Here is a 24,613-nt window from a genome sequence, read left to right as displayed (position 1 = left end):
TTTTGTCCTGCGGATGCTCAATTCTGACCGGTTTGTCATCGCGCGTGTTGTATAGCGTCATAGCAGGGTGCCACAATCGACCCCATCACCGGGGTATGGATAGGCGTATTCGATGTATCTCCTTGAGTTTCAGCACGAGCGCGATGTCCTGATTCGGGCCCAGGTGCGAACGGATTGTCTGCACCTGCTGTTTCGACAAAGCGTGTTCTCGGTGACCGGCAGTTTTCTTGGCGCTGTGATGCTGAGCTGGCTGTGCTGGGCACGCGTGGACCACGACGTGGTCACCACCTGGCTGGCCCTGTTGAGCGCCTCTACCTTGCTGCGCGTATTGTTGCTGTCCTCCTGGTTTCGCAGCCCGGCGGACTTGCGCACGCCTGAGCGCTGGGAACTGAAATACTGGCTGACCCTGGTTTTGTCAGCCGGGATCTGGGGCGGCGGCGCGCTGGCCCTGGTGGGGCCGGATGACGTGCTGACGCAAACGCTGGTGTTGTTGTTCGCCGTGGGGATGTCGGTGAGTGCGGTGTCCTGTTATTCCGCTTATCGCTCCATGACCATCGTTTCCATAGGCCTGGTGTTGCTGCCCTGCACGTTGTGGTTGCTGTTACAGCCCGGTGGCACGCAGATCGGCATGGCGGTGGCGTCCCTGGTGTTCGCCTCCTTCGTCATCAGCGCCACGCGCAAGTTGTCCGAAGCCATGGAAAAGGCGTTCTACATGAAGCGAGAGATGGAGTACGCCCATCGTATCGCCAACCACGCGGCGCAAACCGATGAATTGACGGGGTTGAAGAACCGTCGCGCGTTTTTCCGGCAGGCCGAGCAAACGTTCGACCACTGCAAGCGCAATCGCCTGCCGCTGAGCGTGTTGATGCTGGACATCGATCACTTCAAGCGAATCAACGATTCTTATGGCCATCAGGCCGGGGACCAAGTGTTGCGGCAGATTGGCGCGGTTATCTGCGATTCGATCCGTGATGCCGACATCTGTGGTCGGTTGGGCGGAGAAGAGTTCGGGTTGCTGTTGACCAACGCGACCATCGATGTGGCGCAGACCCGCGCCGAGCAACTGCGTGATGCCATCACCCGATTGACCTGCGAACACGGCGAAGTCATCACGGCGAGTCTGGGTGTGGCGACCATGACGGCACACGATCAGGCGTTCCAGGCCTTGCTCAACAACGCCGACAAAGCGCTGTTCCGTGCCAAGGCGCAAGGGCGTAATCAGACAGCAGTGGCCTGAGCGAACCGAAACGCGCTCAGCACTGCTCTCGCTTTTGCTCTTCAGACACAAAACGTCCAGACACCGCCGAACGCGATTTGGGTGCAGGCTGAACGCAAGTCGCGGTCGGCGGTGTCTGGGCTATTGCGTATGAAGAGCAACGGCAAAAGCGGGAGCAAAAGCAGAAAGCGAAAGCAGAAATGGCGCTCTGTCACGGGGCGGTGACATGTGCCACAAGTCTTTTCATTCCGCGCTGGCTGTGGCGTAGTGTCGTTCGCACCATTGCCGACTGGAAGAGGTAACGAGAAATGACCCTGCAAAACCGCCTGGACAACCTGTATCCGCGCGCCGAAGACATCCCTGAGCAGTTCCGTGCAGGGCCTGCGATCGAGCAGCGTGAGTATCTGGTCAATGGTGAGCTGCGTCAGTGGCATGGACCACTGGCGCCAGTGCTCAGTCCGGTGTCGCTCAAAACCGATGCGGGGCTGGAATCCGTAGTGCTGGGCAGCACGCCACTGATGGACGCGGACACGGCAATGACCGCGCTGGACGCGGCAGTCAAAGCCTACGACCGAGGTCAGGGCACCTGGCCGACGATGCGCGTCGTGGACCGCATCCGCCACGTCGAAACCTTCCTCAAGAAGATGCGTGAACAGCGTGAAGCCGTGGTCACGCTGCTGATGTGGGAAATCGGCAAGAACCTCAAGGACTCGCAGAAAGAGTTCGACCGCACCTGCGACTACATCGTCGACACCATCAATGCGCTGAAGGAACTGGATCGCCGCTCCAGCCGTTTCGAACTGGAGCAGGACACGCTGGGTCAGATCCGCCGCGTACCCCTGGGCGTGACCTTGTGCATGGGGCCTTACAACTACCCGCTGAACGAAACCTTCACCACACTGATCCCGGCGCTGATCATGGGCAACACCGTGGTCTTCAAACCGGCGAAATTCGGCGTGCTGCTGATTCGCCCGTTGCTCGAAGCCTTCCGCGACAGCTTCCCGGCAGGCGTGATCAACGTGATTTACGGCAGCGGCCGCGAGACGGTCAGTGCGCTGATGGCCAGCGGCAAGATCGACGTGTTCGCGTTCATTGGCACCAACAAGGCTGCCAGCGCCCTGAAAAAACTTCACCCCAAACCGCACCGTCTGCGCGCAGCGCTGGGGCTGGATGCGAAGAACCCGGGTATCGTGCTGCCCGATGTCAACCTGGACAACGCAGTGTCCGAGGCCATCACCGGCTCGCTGTCGTTCAACGGTCAGCGCTGCACGGCGCTGAAGATTCTGTTCGTGCACGAAAACGTGGTGGGCAGCTTCCTGGAGAAATTCGAGGAAAAACTCGCCCAGCTCAAGCCGGGGATGCCGTGGGAGGCGGGTGTGTCGCTGACGCCGTTGCCGGAACCGGGCAAGACCGATTACCTGCAAGGGCTGGTGGACGACGCGGTGAGTAAAGGCGCCAAAGTGGTGAACGAAGGCGGTGGCGCCACCCATCAGCAGTTTTTCTACCCGGCGGTGCTGTACCCGGTGACCCCGGACATGCGCGTGTACCACGAAGAGCAGTTCGGCCCGGTGGTGCCGGTGGTGGCTTATCGTGATCTGGAAGACGTGATCGAATACGTGCTGGATTCGGATTTCGGCCAGCAGTTGAGCATTTTCGGCAACGATTCCAAACAGGTCGGACGGCTGGTGGACGCGTTCGCCAACCAGGTCGGACGGATCAACATCAACGCTCAGTGCCAGCGCGGCCCGGACAGCTTCCCGTTCAACGGGCGCAAGAACTCGGCCGAAGGGACGTTGTCGGTGCACGACGCCTTGCGGGTGTTCTCGATCCGAACATTGGTCGCGACCAAATTCCAGGAGAACAACAAGGCGCTGATCAGCGACATCATTCACAATCGCGAGTCGAGCTTCCTGACCACTGACTACATTTTCTGACTGAGGTCAGCGCAATCACGATGGTCGGTTGTGTGCCGCTGCGCAACCGATCACGACCGCGCATGCGCCTACAGCTGATCGCAGGCGTATTTACACCGAACGGCCGCGTCCATTAGTGTGCGCGGTAGTCATTTGCGTTGCACGAGCTGAATCTGCGGATGTCTGTGTACTTGAACGTTTCCCTTCCTTCCAGCCAGGACGCCACCGCCCTTGGTCGACGCCATCTCCGAATTCTCTATTCCCTCTGCCTGCGCGCCGCCTGCTAGCCTCTTGCAGCAACTGCGCATCGCGACCGCGGTGCAACATAAAGCGCTGGAAGCACGCTTGCCATTGACGCATCCCGATCTCGATACCCGCGCCTACACACGTGTCATCGCCGCCTATTATGGTTTTCACGCACCGCTGCAACGGCAGATCGATGCTTTCCTCGATGCTGACGCCGTCGATTCCGAACGGCAAAAAATCCCGGCGTTGATCAAGGATCTGCGTGCTCTGGGGTTCAGCAACGCCGATATCGCAGCGCTGCCGTTGTGCGATGAACTGCCGTCACTCGGTAGCCAAGCACAGTTGCTCGGTATTCAGTACGTGATGGAAGGCGCCACGCTGGGCGGCCAGGTGCTGCGGCGGATCATCGGCGCGCGGTTGGGCATCGATGCCAACAATGGCGGTGAATTTCTCGATGTGTATGGCCGCGACACCGGGCGGTTGTGGAAGGCGTTTCTCGCACGACTGGCTGAGTTCGATCACCCTGACGCCAACCCGCAGGTCGTGGACGCCGCGTGCGCGACGTTTTACTGCTTCGAGCAATGGCTGGACCGTGCGGGAGTGTTGCGATGACGTCTGAACTCGAGCCAAACCTCAATGCCTTGCTCCAGCGGTGCGCTGACGAGCCGATCCGCATTCCCGGTGCTATTCAGCCCCATGGCGTGATGTTGACCATCGATGAGCGGTCATGGACCGTTCAGCAGGCCAGTGCCAATGCCCCTGACGTGCTGGGTGTGGCTGCGGAGCAGGGGCAGCCGTTGTCCCACTGGCTGGGCGAGGCTACGACGCAGCGCTTGCAAGGCGCGCTTTCGAACGATTCGCTGGACGACCTTAATCCGTTTGCCGTGCAGGTGAATGCCGTTGCGTTTGACGCTTCGCTGCACCGGCATGACGGGGTGCTGTTTATCGAACTGGAAGCGGTGGCCACTTCGGAGAGCGGCACATCTGCCGATCAACACCTGACGCGCACGTTACGCCGCCTGCAGTCGGCAAAAAGCCTGGCTGACTTGTACGAGATCAGCGTCAACGAAATTCGCGCGCTGACCGGCTATGACCGGGTGCTGATCTACCGTTTTCAGGAGCAGGGCCACGGCCAGGTGATCGCCGAAGCCGCCACCCCTGAGCTGGACACCTACCAGGGGCTGTTTTTTCCGGCCAGTGACATTCCCGAGCAGGCGCGGGAGTTGTACCGCCTGAACTGGCTGCGGATCATTCCCGACGCCACCTACGTGCCGGTGCCGCTGGTGCCCGCGCTGCGTCCGGACACTGGTCAGCCGCTGGACATGAGTCATGCAGTGCTGCGCAGCGTCTCGCCGATTCATTGCCACTACATGCAGAACATGGGCGTGCGTTCATCGATGAGCATTTCGCTGCTCAAGGACGATCGTCTGTGGGGCCTGATCAGTTGCGGCAACCGCCAGCCCCTGCAAGTGCCACACGCGTTGCGCGCTGCCTGCCAGACCATCGGCCAGGTGCTGTCGATGCAGATCGGCGCGTTGGAGGATCTGGCAGCGCAACGTGAGCGCAGGGCCAAGGACGGGTTGCTGGTGTCTCTGGCCGAGTCGATGGCGGCTGCCTGTGGGGACGTCTATCACGGTCTGGTCGAACGCTCTCGCGACCTGATGGATCTGACCGGTGCCACAGGCGCCGCAGTGGTGATTGACGATGCTGTTCATCTGTTCGGCCAGTGCCCGGCGGCGGACCAGGTCAAATCGCTGCATCAGTGGCTCAAGGCGCAACCCACCGCGGTTTTCGAAACGCCGAGCCTCAGTGCAGTGTTCCCCGAGGCGCAGGGGTATCGCCGGTTCGCCAGTGGACTGCTGGCATTTACCTTGCCCAAGCCGGTCGACAACGCGGTCATGTGGTTTCGTTCCGAGATCAAGGAAACCGTGCAGTGGAGCGGCAACCCCGACGCATCGAAAGTGATCGTTGCCGACCGCTTGCAGCCACGTGAGTCGTTCGAAGCCTGGAAGCAGGAGGTCGACGGCATCTCGCGCCTGTGGACGGTGGGCGATGTGTATGCGGCCACCGACTTGCGGCGTTCAGCGTTGGAGTCTGACCTTGCACGGCAAGTGCTGCGCGAGCAGGACGCCGTGCGCGCCCGGGACGAACTGGTGGCCGTGGTGTCCCACGACCTGCGCAGCCCGCTGACGGTGATCAGCATGCAGTGCGGCATGATGCAACGGGTGATCGCGGCCGATGTCAGCCCCGCGTCCAAACGCCTGAATTCGGCCATCGACACGCTCCAGCGGGCGACGGCACGCATGACCACGCTATTGGAAGACTTGCTGGACACCTCGAAGATCGAAGCCGGGCGTTACCTCATCGACGCCCAGACGCTGGAACTGAGCCAGTTCTTCGAAGATGCCTGGACACTGCTTACACCGTTGGCGCTGAACAAGTTCATCGACCTGTCGTTCACCGGAGAGCCGGACCTGAAGATCCTGGCCGATCCTGAGCGGATGTTTCAGGTGCTGTCCAACCTGGTGGGCAACGCGATCAAATTCACGCCCAAGGAAGGCAAGATCAGCGTCACGGCGACGGTGGAGGGGCATTTCGTGGCCGTCAATATCGTCGATTCCGGGCCGGGCATCGCAGCGGATCAACTGCCCCATGTGTTTGAACGCTATTGGCGGATTCGTGAGGGCAACCCGAGTGGCACCGGGTTGGGTCTGTACATCTCGCAAGGCATCGTGAAGGCCCACGGCGGTGAATTGACCGCCACCAGTGAGCTGGGGGTGGGCAGCGTGTTTCGTTTCACGTTGCCGTTGGCGACCCTGTAATCATTGAATGGGGTGAATGCAGTACGTCAGTCGCTGACGATGTCTTCGCTCCCTCGCTTTGGCCAGCACGCCGGCTCCCACAAGTCTTGAGCCGAATCCAGATCGGGTGTTTGACGCTAAATCTGTGGGAGCCGCCTTGGTGGCGAATACGGCGGTTCATTCACCGCGAGGTATAGGCTGCGCACCGTTGCAAAGAACAAGGTCGTTTTAACGTGAACATCGACACCCGCATCAAATTCCGCCATCTGGTGTGCTTTCTCGAAGTGGCGCGTCAGGGCAGTCTGGCCAAGGCTGCCGACAAGCTCGCGATCAGCCAGCCTGCGCTGTCCAAGACCCTCAAGGAGCTGGAGGGTCTGTTGTCGGCCAGTCTGTTTCTGCGCAGCAAGAGCGGCGCTGCATTGACCGAAGCCGGTGTGGCGTTCATGCGCTATGCAGGGCCTTGTGTGCAGGCGCTGCGCGAAGGGGTGAACAGCCTGCGATCTGGCGAGCACGAACCGCTCACTGTGCGGCTGGGCGTTTTGTCGACGGTTGAAAGCCTGCTGGTGCCTGAGGTGATCTGCCGCCTGCATGCCCGTCACCCGGCGTTGGTGGTCAGTGTCGCGACAGGCCCCAGCGCCTATTTGCTGTCGCAACTGCGCTTGGGTGAGCTGGATCTGGTTGTCGGGCGCATGACCGACAGCCCGCAAATCCTCGGCCTGAGCTTCGAGCACCTGTACAGCGAATCCATGACGCTGGTGGTGCGCGACGGCCATCCGCTGTTGTCCAGCACCGACACCCAAGGTTCGCTGGAAGACTTTCCACTGGTGTTGCCACTGGCGGGCACCACCATTCGCAAGTTCGCCGACAGCCTGTTCGTCCAGCACGGCATCCGTGCGCCCCGGCAACGACTGGAAACCCTGTCTCTGACCTTGAGCCGTCGTTACGTGCAATGCAGCGATGCGGTGTGGATCGCGCCGTTCGATGCGGTGCGCCAGGACTTGAATCGGGGTGAACTGGTTGAGCTGGAACTGGGGATTCGCGAACCGGGCGGCTCGGTGGGACTGTGCAGCAATCCGGCGTTGCCGTTGTCGATTGCCGCTCAGGGTTGTGCCGAGGTGTTGCGCGAAGTGGGGCAGGCTTACCGTGAAGAGCGCTTTCCGTAGCCGGTATCCATAGCCGTCATCCATAACCAAACGGTTATGGATGACGGCGTTCTTTTCAATTTTGCCGAAGGCGGCTAAGCGGGACACTGCCAACCTCCAACAACTACAAAGGAGCCTGGCATGTCCGACGCCCACGACAGCCGTTTCGCCATTCGCGACCGCAATTGGCACCCCAAAGCCCTGACCCCTGATTACAAGACCTCGATCCTGCGCTCGCCGCGTCAGGCCCTGGTGAGCATTCCGCAATCGGTGTCCGAAACCACGGGGCCGGATTTCACTCACCTGCAATTCGGTCGTCATGACGCCGATTTGCTGCTCAATTTCAACAACGGTGGCCTGCCCATTGGTGAGCGTATCATCGTCGCTGGCCGGGTGATCGATCAGTACGGCAAGCCAGTACCCCACACCCTCGTGGAGATGTGGCAGGCCAACGCCGGTGGTCGCTACCGCCACAAAAAAGACGCCTACCTCGCACCGCTGGACCCCAATTTCGGGGGCGTGGGCCGTTGCCTGACCGATCGTGACGGCAACTACATCTTCCGCACTGTCAAACCCGGCCCTTATCCATGGCGCAACGGCCCCAACGATTGGCGCCCTGCGCACATTCACTTCTCCATCAGCGGTCCGTCGATCTCGACCAAGCTGATCACCCAACTGTATTTCGAAGGCGACCCGCTGATCCCGATGTGCCCCATCGTCAAGTCGATTGCCGACCCGCAAGCGGTGCAGAGCCTGATCGCCAGGCTCGACATGAGCATGGCCAATCCGATGGATTGCCTGGCTTATCGCTTTGACATCGTGCTGCGCGGTCAGCGCAAGACTCACTTCGAAAACGTCTGAGGAGGTTGATCATGCCCGTTCACATTTTGCCGGAAACCCCTTCCCAGACCGCTGGCCCTTACGTGCATATCGGCCTGGCGCTGGAGGCCGCGGGCAACCCGGCTCGCGAACAGGAAATCTGGAACGAAATGGCCAGGCCCGGTGCGCCTGGCGAGCACATTCTGCTGCTGGGGCACGTTTATGACGGCAACGGTCACCTGATTCGCGACTCGTTTCTGGAGCTGTGGCAAGCCAACGCCGACGGCCAGTACGAGACCGATTACGACCTGAGCAAACCCTTCAACAGCTTCGGCCGCACGGCCACTGCCGACGAAGGCGAGTGGGTGGTCAAAACCATCAAACCTGGCGTGGTGCGCAACGCGGCCGGGGTGCCCATGGCGCCTCACGTCAACGTCTCGCTGTTCGCCCGGGGCATCAACATTCACCTGCAGACCCGCCTGTATTTCGATGACGAAGCACAGAGCAACGCGGTGGACCCGGTGCTCAATCTCATCGAGCAACCCGCCCGGCGCCAGACACTGGTGGCCAAACGCTGCACCGTCGACGGCAAAGTGGCCTATCGTTTTGACATCCGTGTGCAGGGCGAAGATGAAACCGTGTTCTTCGACTTCTGACCACGGCGGGACCTACGCTATGGACGAGCCGTCAGGAGCAGTACGTTGAGCAGACCCACACACCAACTTTTCGACCGTTACTTCACCCAGCAGGCCATGGCCGAGGTCTTTTCCGATCACGGTCGTGTGCAAGGCATGCTGGATTTCGAGGCCGCACTGGCCCGGGCCGAAGCCGCCATTGGCGCGATTCCTCCGGAGGTGGTGCAGGACATCGGCGCCGCCTGCGATGCCTCGCTGTATGACTTCGATGCGCTGGCCATCGCCATTGGCAATGCAGGCAACTCGGCGATTCCACTGGTCAAGGCACTGGGCAGACAGATCGCGTCGCGCAACGAGGCCGCCGAGCGCTATGTGCACTTGGGGGCGACCAGCCAGGACGTGATGGACAGCGGCCTGGTGTTGCAACTGCGCGAGGCCATAAACCTGTTGGAGCAGGATCTGGGCCATCTGGCCGAAGCACTGGCGCAACAGGCTCAGCGGCACGCGGGCGTGGCCATGGCCGGGCGCACCTGGCTGCAACAGGCGACGCCTGTGACCCTCGGCGCGAAAATCGCCGGTTGGCTGGGGGCGATCACGCGCCATCGCCAACGCCTCAAGGAGCTGCGACCGCGCGTGTTGTGCCTGCAATTCGGCGGTGCCTCGGGCAGTCTGGCGGCATTGGGCGAGATGGCGTTTCCGATTGCCGAGGCGCTGGCCAAAGAGCTGAAACTCAATCTGCCGGACCAGCCTTGGCACACTCAGCGCGACCGTCTGGTGGAGTTCGCCAGCCTGTTGGGGTTGATCGCCGGAAGCCTGGGCAAGATGGGGCGCGACATCAGCTTGCTGATGCAGACCGAAGCCGGGGAGGTGTTCGAACCGGCAGCGGCGGGCAAGGGCGGTTCATCGACCATGCCGCACAAACGCAACCCGGTGGGTGCCGCAGTGATGATCGCAGCGGCCACTCGCGCACCGGGGCTGGTGGCGACGATGTTCAGCGCCATGCCTCAGGAGCATGAACGCAGCCTCGGGCTGTGGCATGCCGAATGGGAAACCCTGCCCGAGTTGTGCTGCCTGGTGTCAGGTTCGTTGCAGCAGGCGTTGGCAGTGACGCCTGGCCTCGAGGTGGACGCCGCGCGCATGCTGCGCAATCTGGACCTGACGCAAGGGCTGGTACTGGCCGAAGCCGTCAGCATCGCCCTGGCGCAACGCATCGGTCGCGACAAGGCGCATCATGTGATCGAGCAGTGCTGCCGTCGCGCGGTAGAGCAGGGCAAGCACCTGCGTGAAGTGCTCGGCGCCGAGCCCGAGATCACGGCGCAGTTGTCGGCCTCCGCGCTGGATAGCCTGCTCGATCCCACTCACTATCTGGGGCAGTCTCGGCGTTGGGTCAAACGCGCCGTGGCCGACCATCAGGCTTTCAATCTTCGTTAGGACCAAAAATGGACGAGAAACAACGTTACGAGGCGGGCATGAAAGTGCGCCGCGAAGTGTTGGGCGATGCTCACGTCGATCGCAGCCTGGAAAAACTCACGCCGTTCAACGGCGAATTTCAGGAAATGATCACCCGCCACGCCTGGGGCGACATCTGGACCCGTCCGGGTTTGCCGCGCCACACCCGCAGCCTGATCACCATCGCCATGCTGATCGGTATGAACCGCGAAGGCGAATTGAAGCTGCACTTGCGTGCGGCGAAGAGCAACGGCGTGACCCGCGACGAGATCAAGGAAGTGCTGATGCAGAGCGCGATCTACTGCGGGATTCCGGCGGCCAATGCGACGTTTCATCTGGCTGAGGAGGTGTGGAACGAGTTGGGGGTTGAGTCGTTGCAGGAATAACGTCCTGCAAACCCCGTCTTCCCTGTGGGAGCGAATTCGTTCCGGGCGGCGATCCGACGATGGGCCATTGCGTCCGATGTATCTCTATCGTCTGTACGATTTTTTCGCGAATGAACTCGCCCCCACAGGGGATTGGTGTTGCCTGAAGGGGCCGTTACAGAATCGAAATCGGGTAACTGACAATCAACCGGTTCTCATCGAACGCGTTGGTGCTGAAGTCCCGGCGCATGGTCGAGTTGCGCCAGCGCACCGACAGGTTCTTGAATCTCCCCGCCTGAATCACGTAGGCCAGTTCCGATTCCCGCGCCCATTCTTCGCCATCGGTGATCGTCCCGGTGTGCACGTTGTCGCCCTTGATGTAGCGGTTCATCAGCGTCAGGCCCGGTACGCCGAGCGCTGCGAAATCGAAGTCATGACGCACTTGCCACGAGCGCTCTTTGGCGTTTTCGAAGCTTGAGTTGTAGCTGTCGTTGGCCAGGGTGCCGCCGCTGGTGCCATTGACGCGCATCCACGCGCTGTCGCCGCTGATTTTCTGCAAGCCCACGTAGAACGTGCTCGACTGGTAACGGGCCGAGAGCAGGGCAGACCAGGTGCGGTTATCCAGAGCACCCGCCAACGCACTGCCGTCTTCCTTGCCGGTGAAGTAGCCGAGGTTGGCGCCCAAGGTCCAGTCGCCCACGCCCTGTTTGTGCACCAGGTTGAAATACTTCTGCCGGTAGATGTCTTCCAGTTGCGCGTACCACACGCCGATCTGGGTCTGTTTGTCGTTGAAGGTGTACTCGGCGCCGCCGAAGTTGAAGCGATCCGAGGTGAACGCCGCTTTGCCGAACAGCGACATGTCTTCCATGCTGGCGTCGTTACGCGGACTGTTACCTCGGAATTGGCCGCCATACAGCGTCACGCCGCTGATGTCCTTCGACGTGATCTGCCCGCCGCGAAATGTCTGGGGCAAGGAGCGGCCGTCGTCAGAGCGCAGAATCGGCAGGACCGGCATCCATTCGCCGATCTTCACTTCAGTGTTCGACACCTTCGCTTTGGCTGCCAGCGCAAGACGACCGAAATCATCCGCCGGACGACCATCATCGTGGATCGGCAGCAACTGCGTACCGCCCGAGCCTTTGCCACCATCAAGCTTGACCGAGTACAGCCCCAACGCGTCGACACCGAAACCCACGGTGCCCGGCGTGTAGCCGGAGCGGGCATCGAGGATGAAGTTCTGGGTCCATTCCTGCGCGAGTCCCTGGGCGTGCGCCGGGTCGACGAAGTTACGGTTGATGAAGAAATTGCGCAGGTTGAGATTGACCTTGGCGTCGTCGACGACCCCGTCGGCATTGGCCGCAAAAGGGGTCAGGGCGCTGGTGGCGATGGCGACGCAGAGAGCGCTGAAAACAGGGGATTTGTGCATCTTGAGACCTTTTTTGTAGTTATGAGTGGCGCGAAACCGAAGTCCATGGTGCGAGGCGGGTGAGCAAGGGATCAATCGGGTAAAACGGCTTTTGGGCGATAATCGCCCACAAACTAACCAGTTAGTCCATAAAATATCGTCCGTGTATTTCACTTGTCCGCGTGGAGTGTTCCTCTGATGAACAGCGTCGAAACGGCGGCTGACCGGCGATTCAGAAAAACAACTGAATGTTTCATGAATGTTTGGTCATCTGACGACGCCTTCTATATGCTTTCTGCGTCTACCCTAATGCCCGGAGAGGCAGCGGAACGACGAAGCACTCACGCAAGGCCAAAGGACAGCTGATGAGTACCACCAGCACGCCGCTTTCCGGCGTCAACCAACCGCTCAAGGGCATTGCACTGATCGTCCTGGCGACGTTTCTGTTTTCCAGCCACGACACCCTGTCCAAATACCTCTCCGGCATCTACCCGATCATGATGGTGGTGTGGGTGCGCTATGTAGTGCACACCGGATTGATGGCCTGCATCTTCATGCCGTCGTCCGGGTTGCGGGTGTTGCGTACCAAACGTCCGGGGCTACAGGCGTTGCGGGCAACCTGTCTGTTGGGCACCAGTCTGCTGTTCACCAGCGGGCTGATGTACATCCCGATTGCCGAGGCCACGGCGGTCAACTTTCTTGCGCCGTTGCTGGTGACGGCGTTGTCGGTGCCGTTGCTCAAAGAGAACGTCTCCCGCGGGCAATGGATCGCGGTGTTGGTGGGATTTGGCGGGGTGATGGTCATCGTGCACCCCGGTGGCGAACTGTTCACGCCCGCCGTGCTGCTGCCCTTCGGTTCGGCGTTGTGTTTCGCCTGTTATCAACTGCTGACCCGATTGGTGGCCGCTCACGACAGCCCGACCACCAGTAACTTCTTCGCCGGGCTGTTCAACAGCCTGCTGATGAGCGCCATCGTGCCGTTCTTCTGGCAGTCGCCGGCGTGGACTCATATCCCGTTCATGCTCGCGCTGGGGACGTGCGGGATGGTCGCGCACTTGATGCTGACTCAGGCGTTTCGCTTCGCTGCCCCTGCGTTGCTGGCGCCGTTTGGGTACTGCCAGATTGTGTTCGCCGGATTGTGGGGGTACGTGGTGTTCAATCACGCACCGTCACTCACGGCTCAGGCCGGCATTGCGATCATCTGTCTGAGCGGGCTGGCCGCGGCCTGGCAGCAGCGTAAGGCGGGCGGCTAGGCCGTTACGTCCTTTCCCCGCGAGAGATCGATGGTTGAAGGCGCATTCGTTGAGGGCGTCTCGCTCGTTCGCGATGTCGACTGACGGACTGCTTTCGCCACCAAGGCGGCTCCCACAGGTTTGGCTGTTTACTCACGTGCCGGGGCGGGCGACAAAACGTGGGAGCCGCCCTGGTGACGAAAGCGGAAGGGCAGAAACATCCACGCCCGCTGACAAACGGCTCATGGCCGTGCACATCGCCTCGTCTTTTTCAGGTCTTTGCGTACGAAGCGCAGAGGCAGAAAAATTACGCTTCCCCACGGAACCGATCCTGCGCTCGATACCACCCATCGACACCAAGCACTTTCGCTGGTGATGACCCAGGAGTATTCGACATGGCAATTAACCCAATCTCGATGGCTGGCAACTTCGCAAACAGCCTGATCAGCGGCGGTGGCCAGGCCGCTCAGCAGGCCGCCAGCGCCGTCTCCAACTTCAAACAGGAAAGCAACATCACCGACGCCGCTGGCCCTTCCAAGGCCGAAGCCGCACAAAGCGCGGCCACCGAAAAGGCCGATGCCAGCCAGGCTCGCCTGATCGCGATGCAGACCGACGCCGACATCCGCAAACAGACCAACGACGTGCTCAGCGCCATCCGTTCCGGCAAGGAAGACAGCGCGAACAAAGCGATCAGCGCCGAGGCACAGAACGCCAAGGGCATCAGCTACTGATCATTCAGAGCGCCCCCTGAAAACGGGGGCATCCACCTGACGTTGGAGGTTTCATGCTTAGTCTCAATGCCAGTATCAACCCGCTGCAGAACGCCCACATCGGCACGGTGATTTCCACCGGCGGGATCGGTGGTCAGCAAGGCCCGCAGCAGTCGTTGAAGGATGTGATCAACCAGTTGGCCGATGCGCTGACCAAGGACGGCCATCTGGATCAAGACTCCCCACTGGGCAAGATGGTGGGCGATCAGATGAAGAAAATGAACCCGCTGGCCGCCCTCGGCGGTGGTTCGCCGGACATGGTCAAGGCCGCCTTGGGCGAATTGATCAAGGACAAGCTGGGCGACAACTTCGGTGCCGCCGCGGATTTCGGCCTGGGTGGCGGTTCGGGGACCGGCGCAGGCAAACCCGATCTGATGTCCCAAGTGCTCAATGGCCTGGGTAAAGCTTCGTTGGATGACCTTCTCAGCAAGCAGGGTGATGGAACGAAGTTTTCCTCGGACGACATGCCGCTGCTAGACAAGGTCGCGCAGTTCATGGATCAGAACCCGAGCAAGTTTCCGGCGCCGGACTCCGGCTCCTGGAAGAACGAGCTGAAAGAGGACAACTACCTCGACAAGAGCGAGACCAGCGCTTTCCGTGCAGCTCTGGACATGCTCGGTGGTCAACTCGAACAGCAGCAGAACGGCATCGGCGAGGGCGGTGGCCAGTTGGGCAACACGCTGGCGGCCGATCCGTCCGGCGGGCAGAGCGGACTCAGCGGCAATCCCACTCAGGACCTCGGTCAACTGCTCAGCGGGCTGTTGCAGCAAGGCCTGAATGCCAACGCGGGCAATGGCAACAACGTCGGCGGTGGCCTGGGGTCGCCGGTCAGTGACGCGTTTCAGTCGGGCAATTCCGGCCATAGCGTGACCCAGGATCTGGGCCAGTTGCTGGGCGGCCTGATCGAAAAAGGCCTGGAGGCCAGCCAGAACGGCGGCAACAACATCGGCGGGCACAACCCGCTGTTTGCCCAGCACGACCTGCAAAACAGCCTGGGGCAAGCGGCCAATGCCATCGTCTCGGCGCTCCTGGGCGCGGACAAAAACCTCGCCTGATTCGTCAATCGTTTCGACACCGTCTGCCGGAGAATCCCCGTGACCGTTTCCAACATCAATCAACTCAAATCGCCATCCCCCGATCTTGAGCCACGGCTTGATCAGGGACTGGTCAGCGGGCCTTCGCAGGCGGATGTCGACCTGTTCAATGCGGCGATGCGTCCTGACGCGGCGCTGCAACCCAGTCAGTTGTCCGAACAGATCGCCAGCGCGCTGTCCGAACGGCTGGGCAGGATGGACAAGCTTTCCCAGCAGGCGGTGCGCAAGATGAAAAAGGCGTCCACCACGGATGACCCGCTGGAGATCGCGCAAATGAGCCGGTCCCTGTCCCAGTACTCGCTGCAAATGGCGTTGACCACCAAAGTCGTCAACAAGAGCGCTCAGGCGTTCGACAAGCTGACCAACCTGCAATAGAGGTCTGCCGTGAGATATCTGACCGCAGCGCTGATGTGCCTGATGTTGCTGCTCAGTGGGTGCAGCGACGAGACCGATCTGTTCAGTGGTCTGTCCGAGCAGGACTCCAACGACGTGATCGCCAGCCTGGCCGATCAACACATCGACGCGCGCAAGCGCGTGGAAAAGACCGGGGTGGTGATTTCCGTCGCCACCGCCGACATCAACCGCGCCGTGCGGGTGCTGGATGCCGCTGGCTTACCCCGGCGCTCACGCACCAGCCTGGGCGAGATTTTCAAGAAAGAGGGCGTGATTTCGACGCCACTGGAGGAGCGCGCCCGCTACATCTACGCGTTGTCTCAGGAGCTGGAAGCCACGCTGTCGCAGATCGATGGGGTGATTGTCGCACGGGTGCATGTGGTGCTGCCCGAGCGCATTGCGCCGGGGGAGCCGGTGCAGCCTGCGTCGGCGGCGGTGTTCATCAAACACACCTCGGCGCTGGACCCGGACAGCGTGCGCGGACGGATTCAGCAGATGATCGCCAGCAGCATTCCCGGTATGTCCGGTGAGCCACTGGACTCGAAAAAATTCGCCATCGTGTTTGTGCCCGCAGCGGAATTTCAGGACACCGAACGGCTGGTTCATTTCGGCCCGTTTCTGGTGGACAGCGATAACCTCGGGTTCTGGAAAGGCGTGCTTTGGGCATCGCCCGCGGCAGGAGTGCTGTTGATCCTGTTGCTGATCCTGGCGCTGCGCAGCGACTGGCGTAATGCGTTGCTGCAACGCATCGGACTGCAACGAGGAGAGCGTTCGAGCCTGCCGGTGCGCGCCTGATGGACACGGTCAACGCGCGCTGGATTCAGTGGTGGTGCGCGCCCTGGCAAGGGGCACATCCGGGCTGGATCGAGCCGCTGGCTCGGGCGTGTGGATGGCCTGCAATGGGCGCAGAACAGCTGTTGCGGGGGCGGCACGCGGCGTTTCTGTCCGAGGTGGGCATCACGCCCAGTCAACCCCCCGAGCCGGTGGACGGCATCGTGCAATGGCTGTCGTTGAGCGCCGGGCAGCAGGCCTTGGCGCTGCGTCTGGTGGCGAGCACTTGCCTGGGATGGCCTTTGCAGGATGAGGAGAACACCACCCACGAAAGCTGGTGCCGCGCGATTGCCAAGGCGTTGCGTCCCGGTGCCTGGCTCGATTCTGGGCTGAGCGACCCCCGCGGGCTTTTGGCGGCGTGGGCCGGGGAGGCGTGCTGGTCCCGTCTGCGGCTGAGCTGGGCACCGGACGTCTTGTCAGCGTCGGTCATCGACCTGCCCGCGAACAAATTACACACCCTCTGGCACGCCGTGCTCTGGCGTGTCACGAACGCTTGAAACCCCTTGAAAGGAATCCGACATGCTCGCCAAACGCAGCCTTTCTCTGGCGTCCTCCGCCGTCCTGGCCGAACCCCTTCTGCGCCGAGATGACTTGGTCGACCTGCAACGCGCTTGCGAAGTGTTGCGCAACGCCCATCTCGACGCGCAGCAGATCCTCGCCGATGCCAGGGAGCAAGCGCAGCGAGAGCGGGATCAGGCACTGGCGCAATTCTGGATGGACGCCAATGCGGTGCTTCAGGATCTCGAGCAGCAACGCCAGACCTTGCAGCGCGAATCCATGGCGGCGGTGGAAGAGCTGCTCAACCAGACACTGGCGCGCCTGCTGGACGAAACGACGCTGGCCGAACGCACCCGCGCCCTGGTCCGTCATCTCGCGGACAGCCAGCGTTACGCCGTGAGCGCCACCCTCAGTGCTCATCCCGACAGGCTCGACGCCCTGGCGGACTGGCTCACGGACAGTCGGTTTTCCGAGCACTGGCAACTCAAAGGCGACCCGCTGATGCCCCCCGAAGCGCTGCGCCTGAGTGATGACAACGGCGCGTTCGATATCGAGTGGGCGTCGTTGCGCCGTGGGTTGCTGGGCACGGATGCCACAAACCTGTAGCCGACCGGCTTCCCGATGGTGTCGATAGCTGGCGTCACCCTCTCTAGCGTCTGCCTTGTTGGCGGCAGCGATGCCACACGCCACCGCAGGCAAGCCATGCTGCTACGGACATTCCTGGCGTGACCTCGCCACGTTTTTGTGATTGCGCAGGGAACCAGATCCCGCGCCGCTCCCACTCAGGGCATGAACCCTTACATCGGAGTTGTCCGCAATGATCAGTTTCAAATCCCTGCAAAACCACCTCGACCACGCTTACAGTCGCGCCCAGAACGACATGGAAGACGCCGCCGAAACCGCGTCGGAAAGCGGCACCATGGAAGACCTTCAGGCGTTCAACGATGCGTCGCAACAAACCAACGTCGCCAACATGATCCTCAATGAAGGGTTGCGCGCCAAACACGGCATCACCAAAGCGATCATCGATGGAATTCAGTGAGTTCACGGCGATCCTCGCCCAGTGGTGTGAGCAGCGTCCGCTCGCGCCACTGGACTGCTGGATCGACGACGCCAACGCGAGACTGGCCGTGTTCGGCAACGGCGTGCGCATCAGTCTGGACCTGCTGGACCCCTACGACGGCAGCGACCCGCAACGCCTCGACGCGCTGCTGGCGCAAGGCGGCGCCAGTGTGGCTTGCGATTGCGCAGGCGCGCTGGCCATCGACCCGGACAGCCGTTGCGTCGTCCTGCTCACTTGGCTGGCCGATCCCTGCGGTCCCGCTGATCTGCTCAACCGGCTGGAACAACTGGCCAACCAGCGTGCAGCCATGCTGAGCCTGATGCAAACCTCCATGCGCCACGCCACGGCTCTGTCGTCGCCTCGCGCCACCTTCAATACCTGGCAACCAGGAGTGTGAAATGCGCAAGGCCTTAATGTGGTTGCCTTTGCTGATGATCGGGGTCGCAGCGCCCACGCTGGCGGCGGTGCCCGACGCCTGGAAACACACCGCGTACGCCTACGATGCGCGGCAGACCGACCTGGCCACCGCGCTCAAGGATTTTGCCAAAGAGTTCGGCATTGGCCTGGACATGGCGCCGATTCAGGGCACCCTCGATGGGCGTATCCGCGCCCAGAACCCGCAGGAATTCCTCGACCGGCTGGGGCAGGAGCACCATTTCCAGTGGTTCGTGTACAACGAAACCCTTTACATCAGCCCCACCAGCGAGCAGACCTCCGCGCGCATCGAAGTCTCCCCTGAAGCGGTGGATGACTTGCAGCAGGCGCTCTCCGATGTCGGTCTGCTGGACAAGCGTTTCGGCTGGGGCGCCTTGCCCGATGAAGGCGTGGTGCTGGTGCGCGGCCCGGCCAAGTACGTCGATTTCGTGCGCAACTACAGCAAGAAGGTCGAGGCGCCGGAAAAAGCCGAGAAGCAGGACATCGTGGTCCTGCCGCTGAAGTACGCCAACGCCGCCGACCGCACCATTCGTTATCGCGATCAGCAACTGACGGTGGCGGGCGTTGCAAGCATTCTTCAGGAACTGCTGGAGAGCCGGTCCCGTGGCGAGTCCATCAATGGCGTGAATCTGCTGCAAGGGCAGGGTGGCGCCAACGGCCTGTCAGCGAACAACGGTGCCGGGCTGAATTATGGCGGTCTCGAAAGCGGCGGTTTTGACACCAATGCGCTGGAACAGGGGCTGGATCGGGTGCTGGGCAGCAGTGGCAAACGGGGCAGCAGCTCCGGCGCGTCGGGAGGTCGTTCCAGAATCCGCGTCAGTGCAGACGTGCGCAACAACGCCGTTTTGATCTACGACCTGCCCAAACGCAAGGCCATGTACCAGAAACTGGTCAAGGAACTGGACACCCCGCGTAACCTGATCGAGATCGACGCGGTCATCCTCGACATCGACCGCAACGAACTGGCCGAGCTGTCCAGCCGCTGGAATTTCAACGCGGGCAGCGTCAGCGGCGGTGCCAACCTGTTCTCTCAGGGCACCAGTTCGACGCTGTTCATTCAGGACGCGGGCAAGTTCGCCGCCGACCTGCACGCCCTGGAGGGCAATGGTGCGGCCTCGGTGATTGGCAACCCGTCGATTCTGACCCTGGAAAACCAGCCTGCGGTGATTGATTTCAGTCGCACCGAATACCTGACCGCCACCTCCGAGCGGGTCGCCGATATCCAGCCGATCACGGCGGGCACCAGTTTGCAGGTCATCCCGCGCTCGCTGGAGAAGGGCAACAGCTCCCAGGTGCAACTGATCGTCGACATCGAAGACGGCCAGATCGACACCTCGAACATCAATGAAGATCAGCCTGCGGTGCGCAAGGGCAATGTCAGCACCCAGGCCGTCATCGCCGAGCACGGTTCGCTGGTGATCGGTGGGTTCCATGGGCTGGAGACCAACGACAAAGTGAACAAGATCCCGCTGTTGGGGGACATCCCGGTGATTGGCAAACTGCTGTTTCAGAACCGCACCCGCGAACTGAATCAGCGCGAACGGCTGTTCATTCTGACCCCGCGCCTGATCGGCGATCAGGTCAACCCGTCGCGCTACGTGGAAATCAGTAACCCCCATGACGTCGATGATCAGATGAAGCGCATCAAACAACGCCGTGATGGCGGCGAAGAGCCGACCCGTGGCGATGTGCAAAATGCGTTCACACAGTTGCTAGACGGTGTGGCGCCAGTGGGCTTCAACAGTGGCGAAGCCTTGCCGTTCGAACCTGACAGCCTGTGCGATCCGGGTGTGGGGCTTGAGCTGGATCGCCAGCGTTCTCAGTGGTTCTCGCGCAAGGATTGGGGCATCGCTGTGGTGGTGGCGAAAAACACCACCGCAAAACCGGTGCGCATCGATGAAAGCCGGTGCGGCGGGCGCTGGGTGATGGGCGTCAGCGCCTGGCCTCATGCCTGGTTGCAGCCGGGTGCCGAGAGCGAAATCTACATCGCCTTGCGTCAGCCTCAGGTGTCGACCAAGGCCAAACAAAACCGACCTTCGCTGCTCAAGGGGGCTGCACGATGAATCTGCGCGGTTGCGTTATTCTTCTGCTGTTGTTCGCCACACTGGGCGGCTGCGCGATGCATTCTGGCTGCGCCGGTTACGCCTGCAAACGCCCGGACTCCAACGACCGGGAACTGGTGATCTGGTGGCCGCCCGACATGCGCCAGGGGATCGACGAGCGTGATCACGAACAGGACTTCACCGTTGTGCCACTGAAGGATTGAGCATGATTCGGGTATCGGAAAAAAAGGCGTTCTACGCGCACGTCGCAGCTGAGCAGGCGGCGATCTGGCCAGTGGCAACCGGCGTGGCGTTCGTCAGCCGTCGGGAACATCGGGATTGGGGCATCGCCTTGCACATCGAAGGCAGGGCGCTGCGCCCCGAGCAGTTACGCGACGCATTGGAGCGACGCTTCGCTCAGGCGGAAATCTTCAACGAATACTTTCTGTTTCTCGACGTGCAGAGAGATTTCGTGGTCTGGCACGCGGTGCCGGACGTGTCGGAATCGACGATGAGTCTGGACAGCATTCGCCAGCATGAGTTGATGCTGGCGGGGTTGGAGCATTTGAATAACGACTTGTAGCAGCCTGGCTTGCCTGCGGCGGCGTCGGTGAACTCGCCACCACAGGGTGATCCCCTTTGAATCAGGTCCTGAACCGCCGCACCAACCCGTCCAGTTCATTGGAAAGCGCCGCCAGATGGCTTGAGTCGCCCCGCGCCGAGTCGGCCAGCTCGGCCACGCGCTGGGCGTCGCCGTGGATCTGGCTGATGTGGCGGTTGATGTCCTCGGCCACCTGATGCTGTTCTTCGGCGGCGGTGGCGATCTGCGTGTTCATGTCACGGATCACGTCCACCGATTCGCGGATCTGCCCGAAACTGCTGCGGGCCTGGCCGATCTTCGCCACGGACTGTTGCGACACATCGAGACTGGCGTGCATCTGCTGCGCCACCGATGCGGTGCGTTTGGCCAGGTTGCCCAGCAGCGCATCGATCTCGGCCGTCGAGTCAGCCGTGCGCTTGGCCAGGGCACGTACCTCGTCGGCGACCACCGCAAAACCTCGCCCCTGCTCACCGGCGCGGGCCGCTTCGATGGCGGCGTTGAGCGCCAGCAGGTTGGTTTGCTCGGCAATCGAGCGGATGGTGTCGAGAATCGACTGGATGTCGTTGCTGTCCTTCTCCAGTTGAGACATGTCGCTGGCCGATCGGGAAATCTCGGCGCTCAACTGATCGACACTGTGCACCGCATCGTCGATCTGGCGCTGCCCCTCGCGGGCCTGACGCTGGCCGTTGTCGGCGGATTCGGCCGCCTGGCTGCATGAACGGGCCACTTCGTTGGCGGTGGCGACCATCTCATGGAAGGCGGTGGAGACCATGTCCACCGCCTCGCGCTGGCGCCCGGCCGCTTCGGCCATTTCGTTGGACACACGGGTCGAGCTGGCGGAACTGTCGAGAATGCGGGTTGCGGCCAGACTGATGTGTTGAATCAGGCCACGAATCGCCGCCAGAAACTGGTTGAACCAGTTGGCCAGTTGCGCGGTTTCATCCTTGCCGCGAATCGTCAGGCTCTTGGTCAGATCGCCTTCGCCTTGAGCGATGCCCTCCAGACCATCGGCGACGCCGCGAATCGGGCGCACGATCAGGGTCGCGAAACTGGCGCCGACGAGGGCGAAAATCACCGCCAGCACCCCGGCGATCACAGCGATCAACCACGTCAGGTGAGTCGCCGAACTCATCACTTCGTCCTGTTTGATCAGGCCGATGAAGCTCCAACCCAGTTGATCGGACGGGAACACGTTGGCCATGAAGTGTTCGCCGTTGAGGCTGACTTTGGTCAGCCCCGGCCCGGCCTTGGCCAATTGGCTGAAGCCATCGCCCAGCTCACCGAGTTTTTTGAAGTTGTGTTCCGGTTGTTTGGGGTCGACCAACACGGTGCCGTTGTTCTCGATCAGCATCAGGTAGCCGCTTTCGCCCAGCTTGATCTGCTTGACGAGGGTGGTGAGCTGCTTCAACGAGACGTCGATGTTGACCACGCCGCCGGAACTGCCCAAGGCGTTGTTGACGGCACGCACGGTGCTGACCAGCACGGCGTCGTCGCCTGCCCAGTAATAGGCCTCGGTGCGCAGGGTTTTGCCGGGGTTGGCCTGGGCGGTCTTGTACCACGGGCGTTGGCGTGGGTCGTAGCTGGCCATCTTCGGGTCACCCGGCCAGAACGCGTAAGTACCGTTGGCCAAGCCGTAAGAGACATAGGAATAGGCCGGATGGCTTTTGGCGATACTGGCGAAAAAGTCGAACAGTTGCTTGTCGACCTCCGTCTGCGCGATGTCCGGCGCCTGAGCGCTCATGTAGCTTTTCACGCCTTCACCGGCAGCGGTGATCAGCGGGTGGGCCGCCAGATAGTCGACGTTCTGGCTGATACCTTCGAAGAACAGTTGCATGGCGTTGGCGACCTGGCGAATCTCGCGGCCGCTACTGTCGACAAAATCGCGCTCGGCGTCGTCCCGCAGATTGATAATGACCAGCGTCGCGACGAGGACGATCGGCAGGCACGCAATCACCGCAAAGGCCCAGGTCAGTTTTTGTTTGATGTTCATCGGCGCTCCTGATTGTTCTTGTAGATCACACGTATAACGGCCGCCTCAACGCGGCGGCGAGGTCGATCAGGACAGTGCGATGGGAAAGGCAAATCCGTCTGATGGTATGCCAGTATCGGCCTGCGGTGACGTTTCTTGAGGCATGCCGCGATAAAGACAGGTGCGATGAGAGGCCGACAGGCCAACGGCACTCGCTCAGTAAGGCCACGTTGACATCAGCAGGCGTTCGCAGAATCCCCCCGCATTGATACGGTGGTCGTGGAATGACAAGACGTCGGCATTGATGGTGCCTTGCGTGCTTTTCGGGCGATGCAGTTGCCCCGTGGCCAGGGTGTGCAGAAATTTGAGCTTGAACCCTGGCTCCCGAGGGAAGGCGCTGAGTACGAGGGCTAGCACGCCCGGACAGAACGCCTGGCAATGGGTGCCCAGCAGATCGGTTTCCACGGCCGCTGCGAGCAGGGCGGTCAAGGCCGGTTTGTAATGGGGAATGCCAGGCGTGGTGTGCAGAGCTATGGCGTCCCAGACCTGCGCGATGTCCGCACCGGAACGCCCATAGCCTCGCAAAAACTGCGCTGCTGCGTCGGCGCTGTCGACCTCGAAGCGTTGCTGGGAGTGGCCATACAGCGGCGTGACACCGATGCGCAGAAACAGGGCGCTGATGTAGAGCAGTTCCGGGTCATAATGCAGTTCGCGGCTGTGCCCCAAGAGGCTGGCGAACACGAAGGTGCGCAGCGCAGCGTCGAACATCAGCCTGGTTTGCGTTTCCCGCATCAGCTCGCTCGCGGCGCGGGCCATCGCGCTGTCGGGCATGAGGATTCCAGCAACGTATCGGGTGGTCACTGGCAATCCCTCGCAGCGCACCGGGCCTCGTGGAATCCTGACGTTAAACGCCTGCAGTGGCGGCGTCCCCCTTAAATCCCTTAAATGTTCTTAAACGGTCTGTTCCGGGCTTCACCGGCCTGTCTCGTTATTAACCATTCAGAACATTTAATGCCCCGAGAAGGACTTTAAGGCAGGGCCGAACCAGACTTTACGAACCGTCCCCCTCGTGATCTGGAGAGCCCGGAATGAATGCATTCAACCCGTCACTGTTTCGCTCGCTGCTGGCGTCCATTCGTGCCCTGCCAGGCAGCGAACAGGTATTGCTCGAACAGGTGGTACGTGAATTGACTGACCGCCTGGCCGCCGAGGAGCAGAAGCAGGAAATCGAAATCCCGACGGAAAAGGTCGCGCTGTCGCCGTGGCAGGAGCGCCGGGCCAAGGAGTTGATGTCCAGTCAGATGGACAAGGGCCTGTCCATCGCTCAAGTGGCCAGCGAGTGTTCGCTGTCGCGCAGCCACTTCTCTCGGGCGTTCAAGAAGAACACTGGCCTGTCACCGCGCGACTGGTATTTGCAGATGCGTCTGGACAAGGCCAAGGGGCTGTTGGGCGAGTCGGGCCTGACGATATCCCAGATCAGCCTGGATTGCGGGTTTGCCGACCAATCCCATTTCACCCGGGTATTCACCCGCGTGGTGGGCGTGACACCGTTCAACTGGCGCCGCTCCATGGCACAAGCCGTCGTGTGTCGCGCGGGCTGACGCGACCGGCGTTTTGTAACAGCGCCATTGGACAGGGCAGCACAAGTGTTCAATTTTTTTACGGGCTTGTCGTGGCAGCCTGTCGAGGTATAT

General features: G+C 61.4%; 25 protein-coding genes and 1 pseudogene. 22 read left to right on the top strand and 4 right to left on the bottom strand.

Features of this window, described 5'->3' with window-relative positions; all coding sequences use genetic code 11:
* Positions 1 to 112: 112 nt before the first annotated feature.
* From ACI5GA_RS01860 to pcaC, 9 genes are all read left to right on the top strand, one after another.
* Entirely contained in the window at positions 113 to 1,237 is a 1,125-nt protein-coding gene (locus ACI5GA_RS01860) for a diguanylate cyclase (RefSeq protein ID WP_421421395.1), read from the top strand.
* Positions 1,238 to 1,524: 287 nt separating this feature from the next.
* A complete protein-coding gene (locus tag ACI5GA_RS01855; protein ID WP_404631988.1) occupies positions 1,525 to 3,150 on the top strand; it encodes an NADP-dependent glyceraldehyde-3-phosphate dehydrogenase in 1,626 nt (541 codons plus the stop codon).
* Between the two features lie 210 nt (positions 3,151 to 3,360).
* Positions 3,361 to 3,987 (top strand): biliverdin-producing heme oxygenase, encoded by a 627-nt coding sequence (locus tag ACI5GA_RS01850; RefSeq protein WP_404631986.1) that lies wholly within the window; start codon positions 3,361 to 3,363, stop codon positions 3,985 to 3,987.
* A complete protein-coding gene (locus ACI5GA_RS01845) occupies positions 3,984 to 6,197 on the top strand; it encodes an ATP-binding protein (RefSeq protein ID WP_421421393.1) in 2,214 nt (737 codons plus the stop codon). The genes ACI5GA_RS01850 and ACI5GA_RS01845 overlap by 4 nt, the downstream gene beginning before the upstream one ends.
* Before the next feature lie 212 nt (positions 6,198 to 6,409).
* Positions 6,410 to 7,339, top strand: a complete 930-nt coding sequence (gene pcaQ / locus ACI5GA_RS01840; protein WP_404631982.1) for a pca operon transcription factor PcaQ — start codon at positions 6,410 to 6,412, stop codon at positions 7,337 to 7,339.
* Between the two features lie 120 nt (positions 7,340 to 7,459).
* On the top strand, positions 7,460 to 8,179 hold the full coding sequence (pcaH, locus tag ACI5GA_RS01835) for a protocatechuate 3,4-dioxygenase subunit beta (RefSeq protein ID WP_421421391.1): 720 nt from the start codon (positions 7,460 to 7,462) through the stop codon (positions 8,177 to 8,179).
* 11 nt (positions 8,180 to 8,190) lie between these two features.
* Complete coding sequence (gene pcaG / locus ACI5GA_RS01830) at positions 8,191 to 8,793, top strand: protocatechuate 3,4-dioxygenase subunit alpha (RefSeq protein ID WP_404631978.1); 603 nt, start codon at positions 8,191 to 8,193, stop codon at positions 8,791 to 8,793.
* A 45-nt stretch (positions 8,794 to 8,838) separates the two neighbouring features.
* The gene (locus tag ACI5GA_RS01825) at positions 8,839 to 10,203 is read left to right on the top strand and encodes a 3-carboxy-cis,cis-muconate cycloisomerase (protein ID WP_421421389.1); all 1,365 of its coding nucleotides are present in this window, start codon (positions 8,839 to 8,841) and stop codon (positions 10,201 to 10,203) included.
* An 8-nt stretch (positions 10,204 to 10,211) separates the two neighbouring features.
* Positions 10,212 to 10,607 (top strand): 4-carboxymuconolactone decarboxylase, encoded by a 396-nt coding sequence (gene pcaC, locus ACI5GA_RS01820; RefSeq protein ID WP_404631974.1) that lies wholly within the window; start codon positions 10,212 to 10,214, stop codon positions 10,605 to 10,607.
* A 154-nt stretch (positions 10,608 to 10,761) separates the two neighbouring features.
* On the opposite strand, the gene ACI5GA_RS01815 is transcribed toward pcaC, so the two are convergent.
* Positions 10,762 to 12,012, bottom strand: a complete 1,251-nt coding sequence (locus tag ACI5GA_RS01815) for an OprD family porin (RefSeq protein WP_421421387.1) — start codon at positions 12,010 to 12,012, stop codon at positions 10,762 to 10,764.
* Between the two features lie 344 nt (positions 12,013 to 12,356).
* Between ACI5GA_RS01815 and ACI5GA_RS01810 the strand changes: the two genes are divergently transcribed.
* The 12 genes from ACI5GA_RS01810 to ACI5GA_RS01755 all read left to right on the top strand — a co-directional run bounded on the left by ACI5GA_RS01810 (position 12,357) and on the right by ACI5GA_RS01755 (position 20,932).
* Positions 12,357 to 13,244 (top strand): DMT family transporter, encoded by an 888-nt coding sequence (locus ACI5GA_RS01810; protein WP_404631970.1) that lies wholly within the window; start codon positions 12,357 to 12,359, stop codon positions 13,242 to 13,244.
* 374 nt (positions 13,245 to 13,618) lie between these two features.
* Entirely contained in the window at positions 13,619 to 13,954 is a 336-nt protein-coding gene (locus ACI5GA_RS01805) for a hypothetical protein (RefSeq protein ID WP_404631968.1), read from the top strand.
* Between the two features lie 53 nt (positions 13,955 to 14,007).
* Positions 14,008 to 15,048, top strand: coding sequence for a type III secretion protein HrpZ (locus ACI5GA_RS01800; protein ID WP_404631966.1), 1,041 nt, complete (start codon positions 14,008 to 14,010; stop codon positions 15,046 to 15,048).
* A gap of 39 nt (positions 15,049 to 15,087) precedes the next feature.
* Positions 15,088 to 15,462, top strand: coding sequence for a type III secretion system inner rod subunit SctI (gene sctI, locus ACI5GA_RS01795; protein WP_421421386.1), 375 nt, complete (start codon positions 15,088 to 15,090; stop codon positions 15,460 to 15,462).
* Between the two features lie 9 nt (positions 15,463 to 15,471).
* On the top strand, positions 15,472 to 16,275 hold the full coding sequence (gene sctJ / locus ACI5GA_RS01790; protein ID WP_421421384.1) for a type III secretion system inner membrane ring lipoprotein SctJ: 804 nt from the start codon (positions 15,472 to 15,474) through the stop codon (positions 16,273 to 16,275).
* Positions 16,275 to 16,808 carry a type III secretion protein gene (locus ACI5GA_RS01785; RefSeq protein WP_421421382.1) on the top strand — a complete coding sequence of 178 codons (534 nt, stop codon included), beginning with the start codon at positions 16,275 to 16,277 and terminating at the stop codon, positions 16,806 to 16,808. Before sctJ ends, ACI5GA_RS01785 begins: the two co-directional genes overlap by 1 nt.
* A 22-nt stretch (positions 16,809 to 16,830) precedes the next feature.
* Positions 16,831 to 17,415 (top strand): type III secretion system stator protein SctL, encoded by a 585-nt coding sequence (gene sctL / locus ACI5GA_RS01780; protein ID WP_421421380.1) that lies wholly within the window; start codon positions 16,831 to 16,833, stop codon positions 17,413 to 17,415.
* 211 nt (positions 17,416 to 17,626) lie between these two features.
* Positions 17,627 to 17,851, top strand: a complete 225-nt coding sequence (locus ACI5GA_RS01775; RefSeq protein ID WP_404631956.1) for a type III secretion protein — start codon at positions 17,627 to 17,629, stop codon at positions 17,849 to 17,851.
* Positions 17,838 to 18,269, top strand: coding sequence for a type III secretion protein (locus ACI5GA_RS01770; RefSeq protein ID WP_421421378.1), 432 nt, complete (start codon positions 17,838 to 17,840; stop codon positions 18,267 to 18,269). Before ACI5GA_RS01775 ends, ACI5GA_RS01770 begins: the two co-directional genes overlap by 14 nt.
* Before the next feature lies 1 nt (position 18,270).
* On the top strand, positions 18,271 to 20,370 hold the full coding sequence (sctC, locus tag ACI5GA_RS01765; RefSeq protein WP_421421376.1) for a type III secretion system outer membrane ring subunit SctC: 2,100 nt from the start codon (positions 18,271 to 18,273) through the stop codon (positions 20,368 to 20,370).
* Positions 20,367 to 20,573, top strand: a complete 207-nt coding sequence (gene hrpT / locus ACI5GA_RS01760; RefSeq protein ID WP_404631950.1) for an HrpT family type III secretion system protein — start codon at positions 20,367 to 20,369, stop codon at positions 20,571 to 20,573. Before sctC ends, hrpT begins: the two co-directional genes overlap by 4 nt.
* Positions 20,574 to 20,575: 2 nt before the next feature.
* On the top strand, positions 20,576 to 20,932 hold the full coding sequence (locus ACI5GA_RS01755; RefSeq protein WP_404631948.1) for a type III secretion protein HrpV: 357 nt from the start codon (positions 20,576 to 20,578) through the stop codon (positions 20,930 to 20,932).
* Between the two features lie 61 nt (positions 20,933 to 20,993).
* On the opposite strand, the gene ACI5GA_RS01750 is transcribed toward ACI5GA_RS01755, so the two are convergent.
* The 3 genes and pseudogenes from ACI5GA_RS01750 to ACI5GA_RS01740 all read right to left on the bottom strand — a co-directional run bounded on the left by ACI5GA_RS01750 (position 20,994) and on the right by ACI5GA_RS01740 (position 23,750).
* Positions 20,994 to 21,722 carry a methyl-accepting chemotaxis protein gene (locus ACI5GA_RS01750; protein WP_421425423.1) on the bottom strand — a complete coding sequence of 243 codons (729 nt, stop codon included), beginning with the start codon at positions 21,720 to 21,722 and terminating at the stop codon, positions 20,994 to 20,996.
* A 129-nt stretch (positions 21,723 to 21,851) separates the two neighbouring features.
* Positions 21,852 to 22,784, bottom strand: a pseudogene (locus ACI5GA_RS01745) (cache domain-containing protein); the annotation flags it as partial.
* 351 nt (positions 22,785 to 23,135) lie between these two features.
* Complete coding sequence (locus ACI5GA_RS01740) at positions 23,136 to 23,750, bottom strand: phosphohydrolase (RefSeq protein WP_421421374.1); 615 nt, start codon at positions 23,748 to 23,750, stop codon at positions 23,136 to 23,138.
* Positions 23,751 to 24,007: 257 nt separating this feature from the next.
* Between ACI5GA_RS01740 and ACI5GA_RS01735 the strand changes: the two genes are divergently transcribed.
* Positions 24,008 to 24,520, top strand: coding sequence for a helix-turn-helix domain-containing protein (locus ACI5GA_RS01735; RefSeq protein WP_404631944.1), 513 nt, complete (start codon positions 24,008 to 24,010; stop codon positions 24,518 to 24,520).
* Positions 24,521 to 24,613: the final 93 nt, after the last annotated feature.

The organism is Pseudomonas sp. Pseu.R1 (assembly GCF_045764065.1).
GTDB lineage: Bacteria > Pseudomonadota > Gammaproteobacteria > Pseudomonadales > Pseudomonadaceae > Aquipseudomonas.
The sequence above is the reverse complement of the archived record's forward strand: the minus strand, read 5'-3'. Positions and strand labels throughout refer to the sequence as shown.

What these genes read in the sequence shown, in the direction of transcription:
- sctC (WP_421421376.1), top strand. Translation starts at nt 18,271, where the DNA reads ATGCGCAAGGCCTTAATGTGGTTGCCTTTGCTGATGATCGGGGTCGCA.
- ACI5GA_RS01845 (WP_421421393.1), top strand. Translation starts at nt 3,984, where the DNA reads ATGACGTCTGAACTCGAGCCAAACCTCAATGCCTTGCTCCAGCGGTGC.
- ACI5GA_RS01810 (WP_404631970.1), top strand. Translation starts at nt 12,357, where the DNA reads ATGAGTACCACCAGCACGCCGCTTTCCGGCGTCAACCAACCGCTCAAG.
- ACI5GA_RS01785 (WP_421421382.1), top strand. Translation starts at nt 16,275, where the DNA reads ATGGACACGGTCAACGCGCGCTGGATTCAGTGGTGGTGCGCGCCCTGG.
- sctL (WP_421421380.1), top strand. Translation starts at nt 16,831, where the DNA reads ATGCTCGCCAAACGCAGCCTTTCTCTGGCGTCCTCCGCCGTCCTGGCC.
- ACI5GA_RS01755 (WP_404631948.1), top strand. Translation starts at nt 20,576, where the DNA reads ATGATTCGGGTATCGGAAAAAAAGGCGTTCTACGCGCACGTCGCAGCT.
- ACI5GA_RS01800 (WP_404631966.1), top strand. Translation starts at nt 14,008, where the DNA reads ATGCTTAGTCTCAATGCCAGTATCAACCCGCTGCAGAACGCCCACATC.
- ACI5GA_RS01855 (WP_404631988.1), top strand. Translation starts at nt 1,525, where the DNA reads ATGACCCTGCAAAACCGCCTGGACAACCTGTATCCGCGCGCCGAAGAC.
- ACI5GA_RS01815 (WP_421421387.1), bottom strand. Translation starts at nt 12,012, where the DNA reads ATGCACAAATCCCCTGTTTTCAGCGCTCTCTGCGTCGCCATCGCCACC.
- ACI5GA_RS01860 (WP_421421395.1), top strand. Translation starts at nt 113, where the DNA reads ATGTATCTCCTTGAGTTTCAGCACGAGCGCGATGTCCTGATTCGGGCC.
- pcaH (WP_421421391.1), top strand. Translation starts at nt 7,460, where the DNA reads ATGTCCGACGCCCACGACAGCCGTTTCGCCATTCGCGACCGCAATTGG.
- ACI5GA_RS01805 (WP_404631968.1), top strand. Translation starts at nt 13,619, where the DNA reads ATGGCAATTAACCCAATCTCGATGGCTGGCAACTTCGCAAACAGCCTG.
- pcaG (WP_404631978.1), top strand. Translation starts at nt 8,191, where the DNA reads ATGCCCGTTCACATTTTGCCGGAAACCCCTTCCCAGACCGCTGGCCCT.
- ACI5GA_RS01775 (WP_404631956.1), top strand. Translation starts at nt 17,627, where the DNA reads ATGATCAGTTTCAAATCCCTGCAAAACCACCTCGACCACGCTTACAGT.
- ACI5GA_RS01770 (WP_421421378.1), top strand. Translation starts at nt 17,838, where the DNA reads ATGGAATTCAGTGAGTTCACGGCGATCCTCGCCCAGTGGTGTGAGCAG.
- ACI5GA_RS01735 (WP_404631944.1), top strand. Translation starts at nt 24,008, where the DNA reads ATGAATGCATTCAACCCGTCACTGTTTCGCTCGCTGCTGGCGTCCATT.
- ACI5GA_RS01750 (WP_421425423.1), bottom strand. Translation starts at nt 21,722, where the DNA reads ATGGTCTCCACCGCCTTCCATGAGATGGTCGCCACCGCCAACGAAGTG.
- hrpT (WP_404631950.1), top strand. Translation starts at nt 20,367, where the DNA reads ATGAATCTGCGCGGTTGCGTTATTCTTCTGCTGTTGTTCGCCACACTG.
- pcaC (WP_404631974.1), top strand. Translation starts at nt 10,212, where the DNA reads ATGGACGAGAAACAACGTTACGAGGCGGGCATGAAAGTGCGCCGCGAA.
- ACI5GA_RS01740 (WP_421421374.1), bottom strand. Translation starts at nt 23,750, where the DNA reads ATGCCCGACAGCGCGATGGCCCGCGCCGCGAGCGAGCTGATGCGGGAA.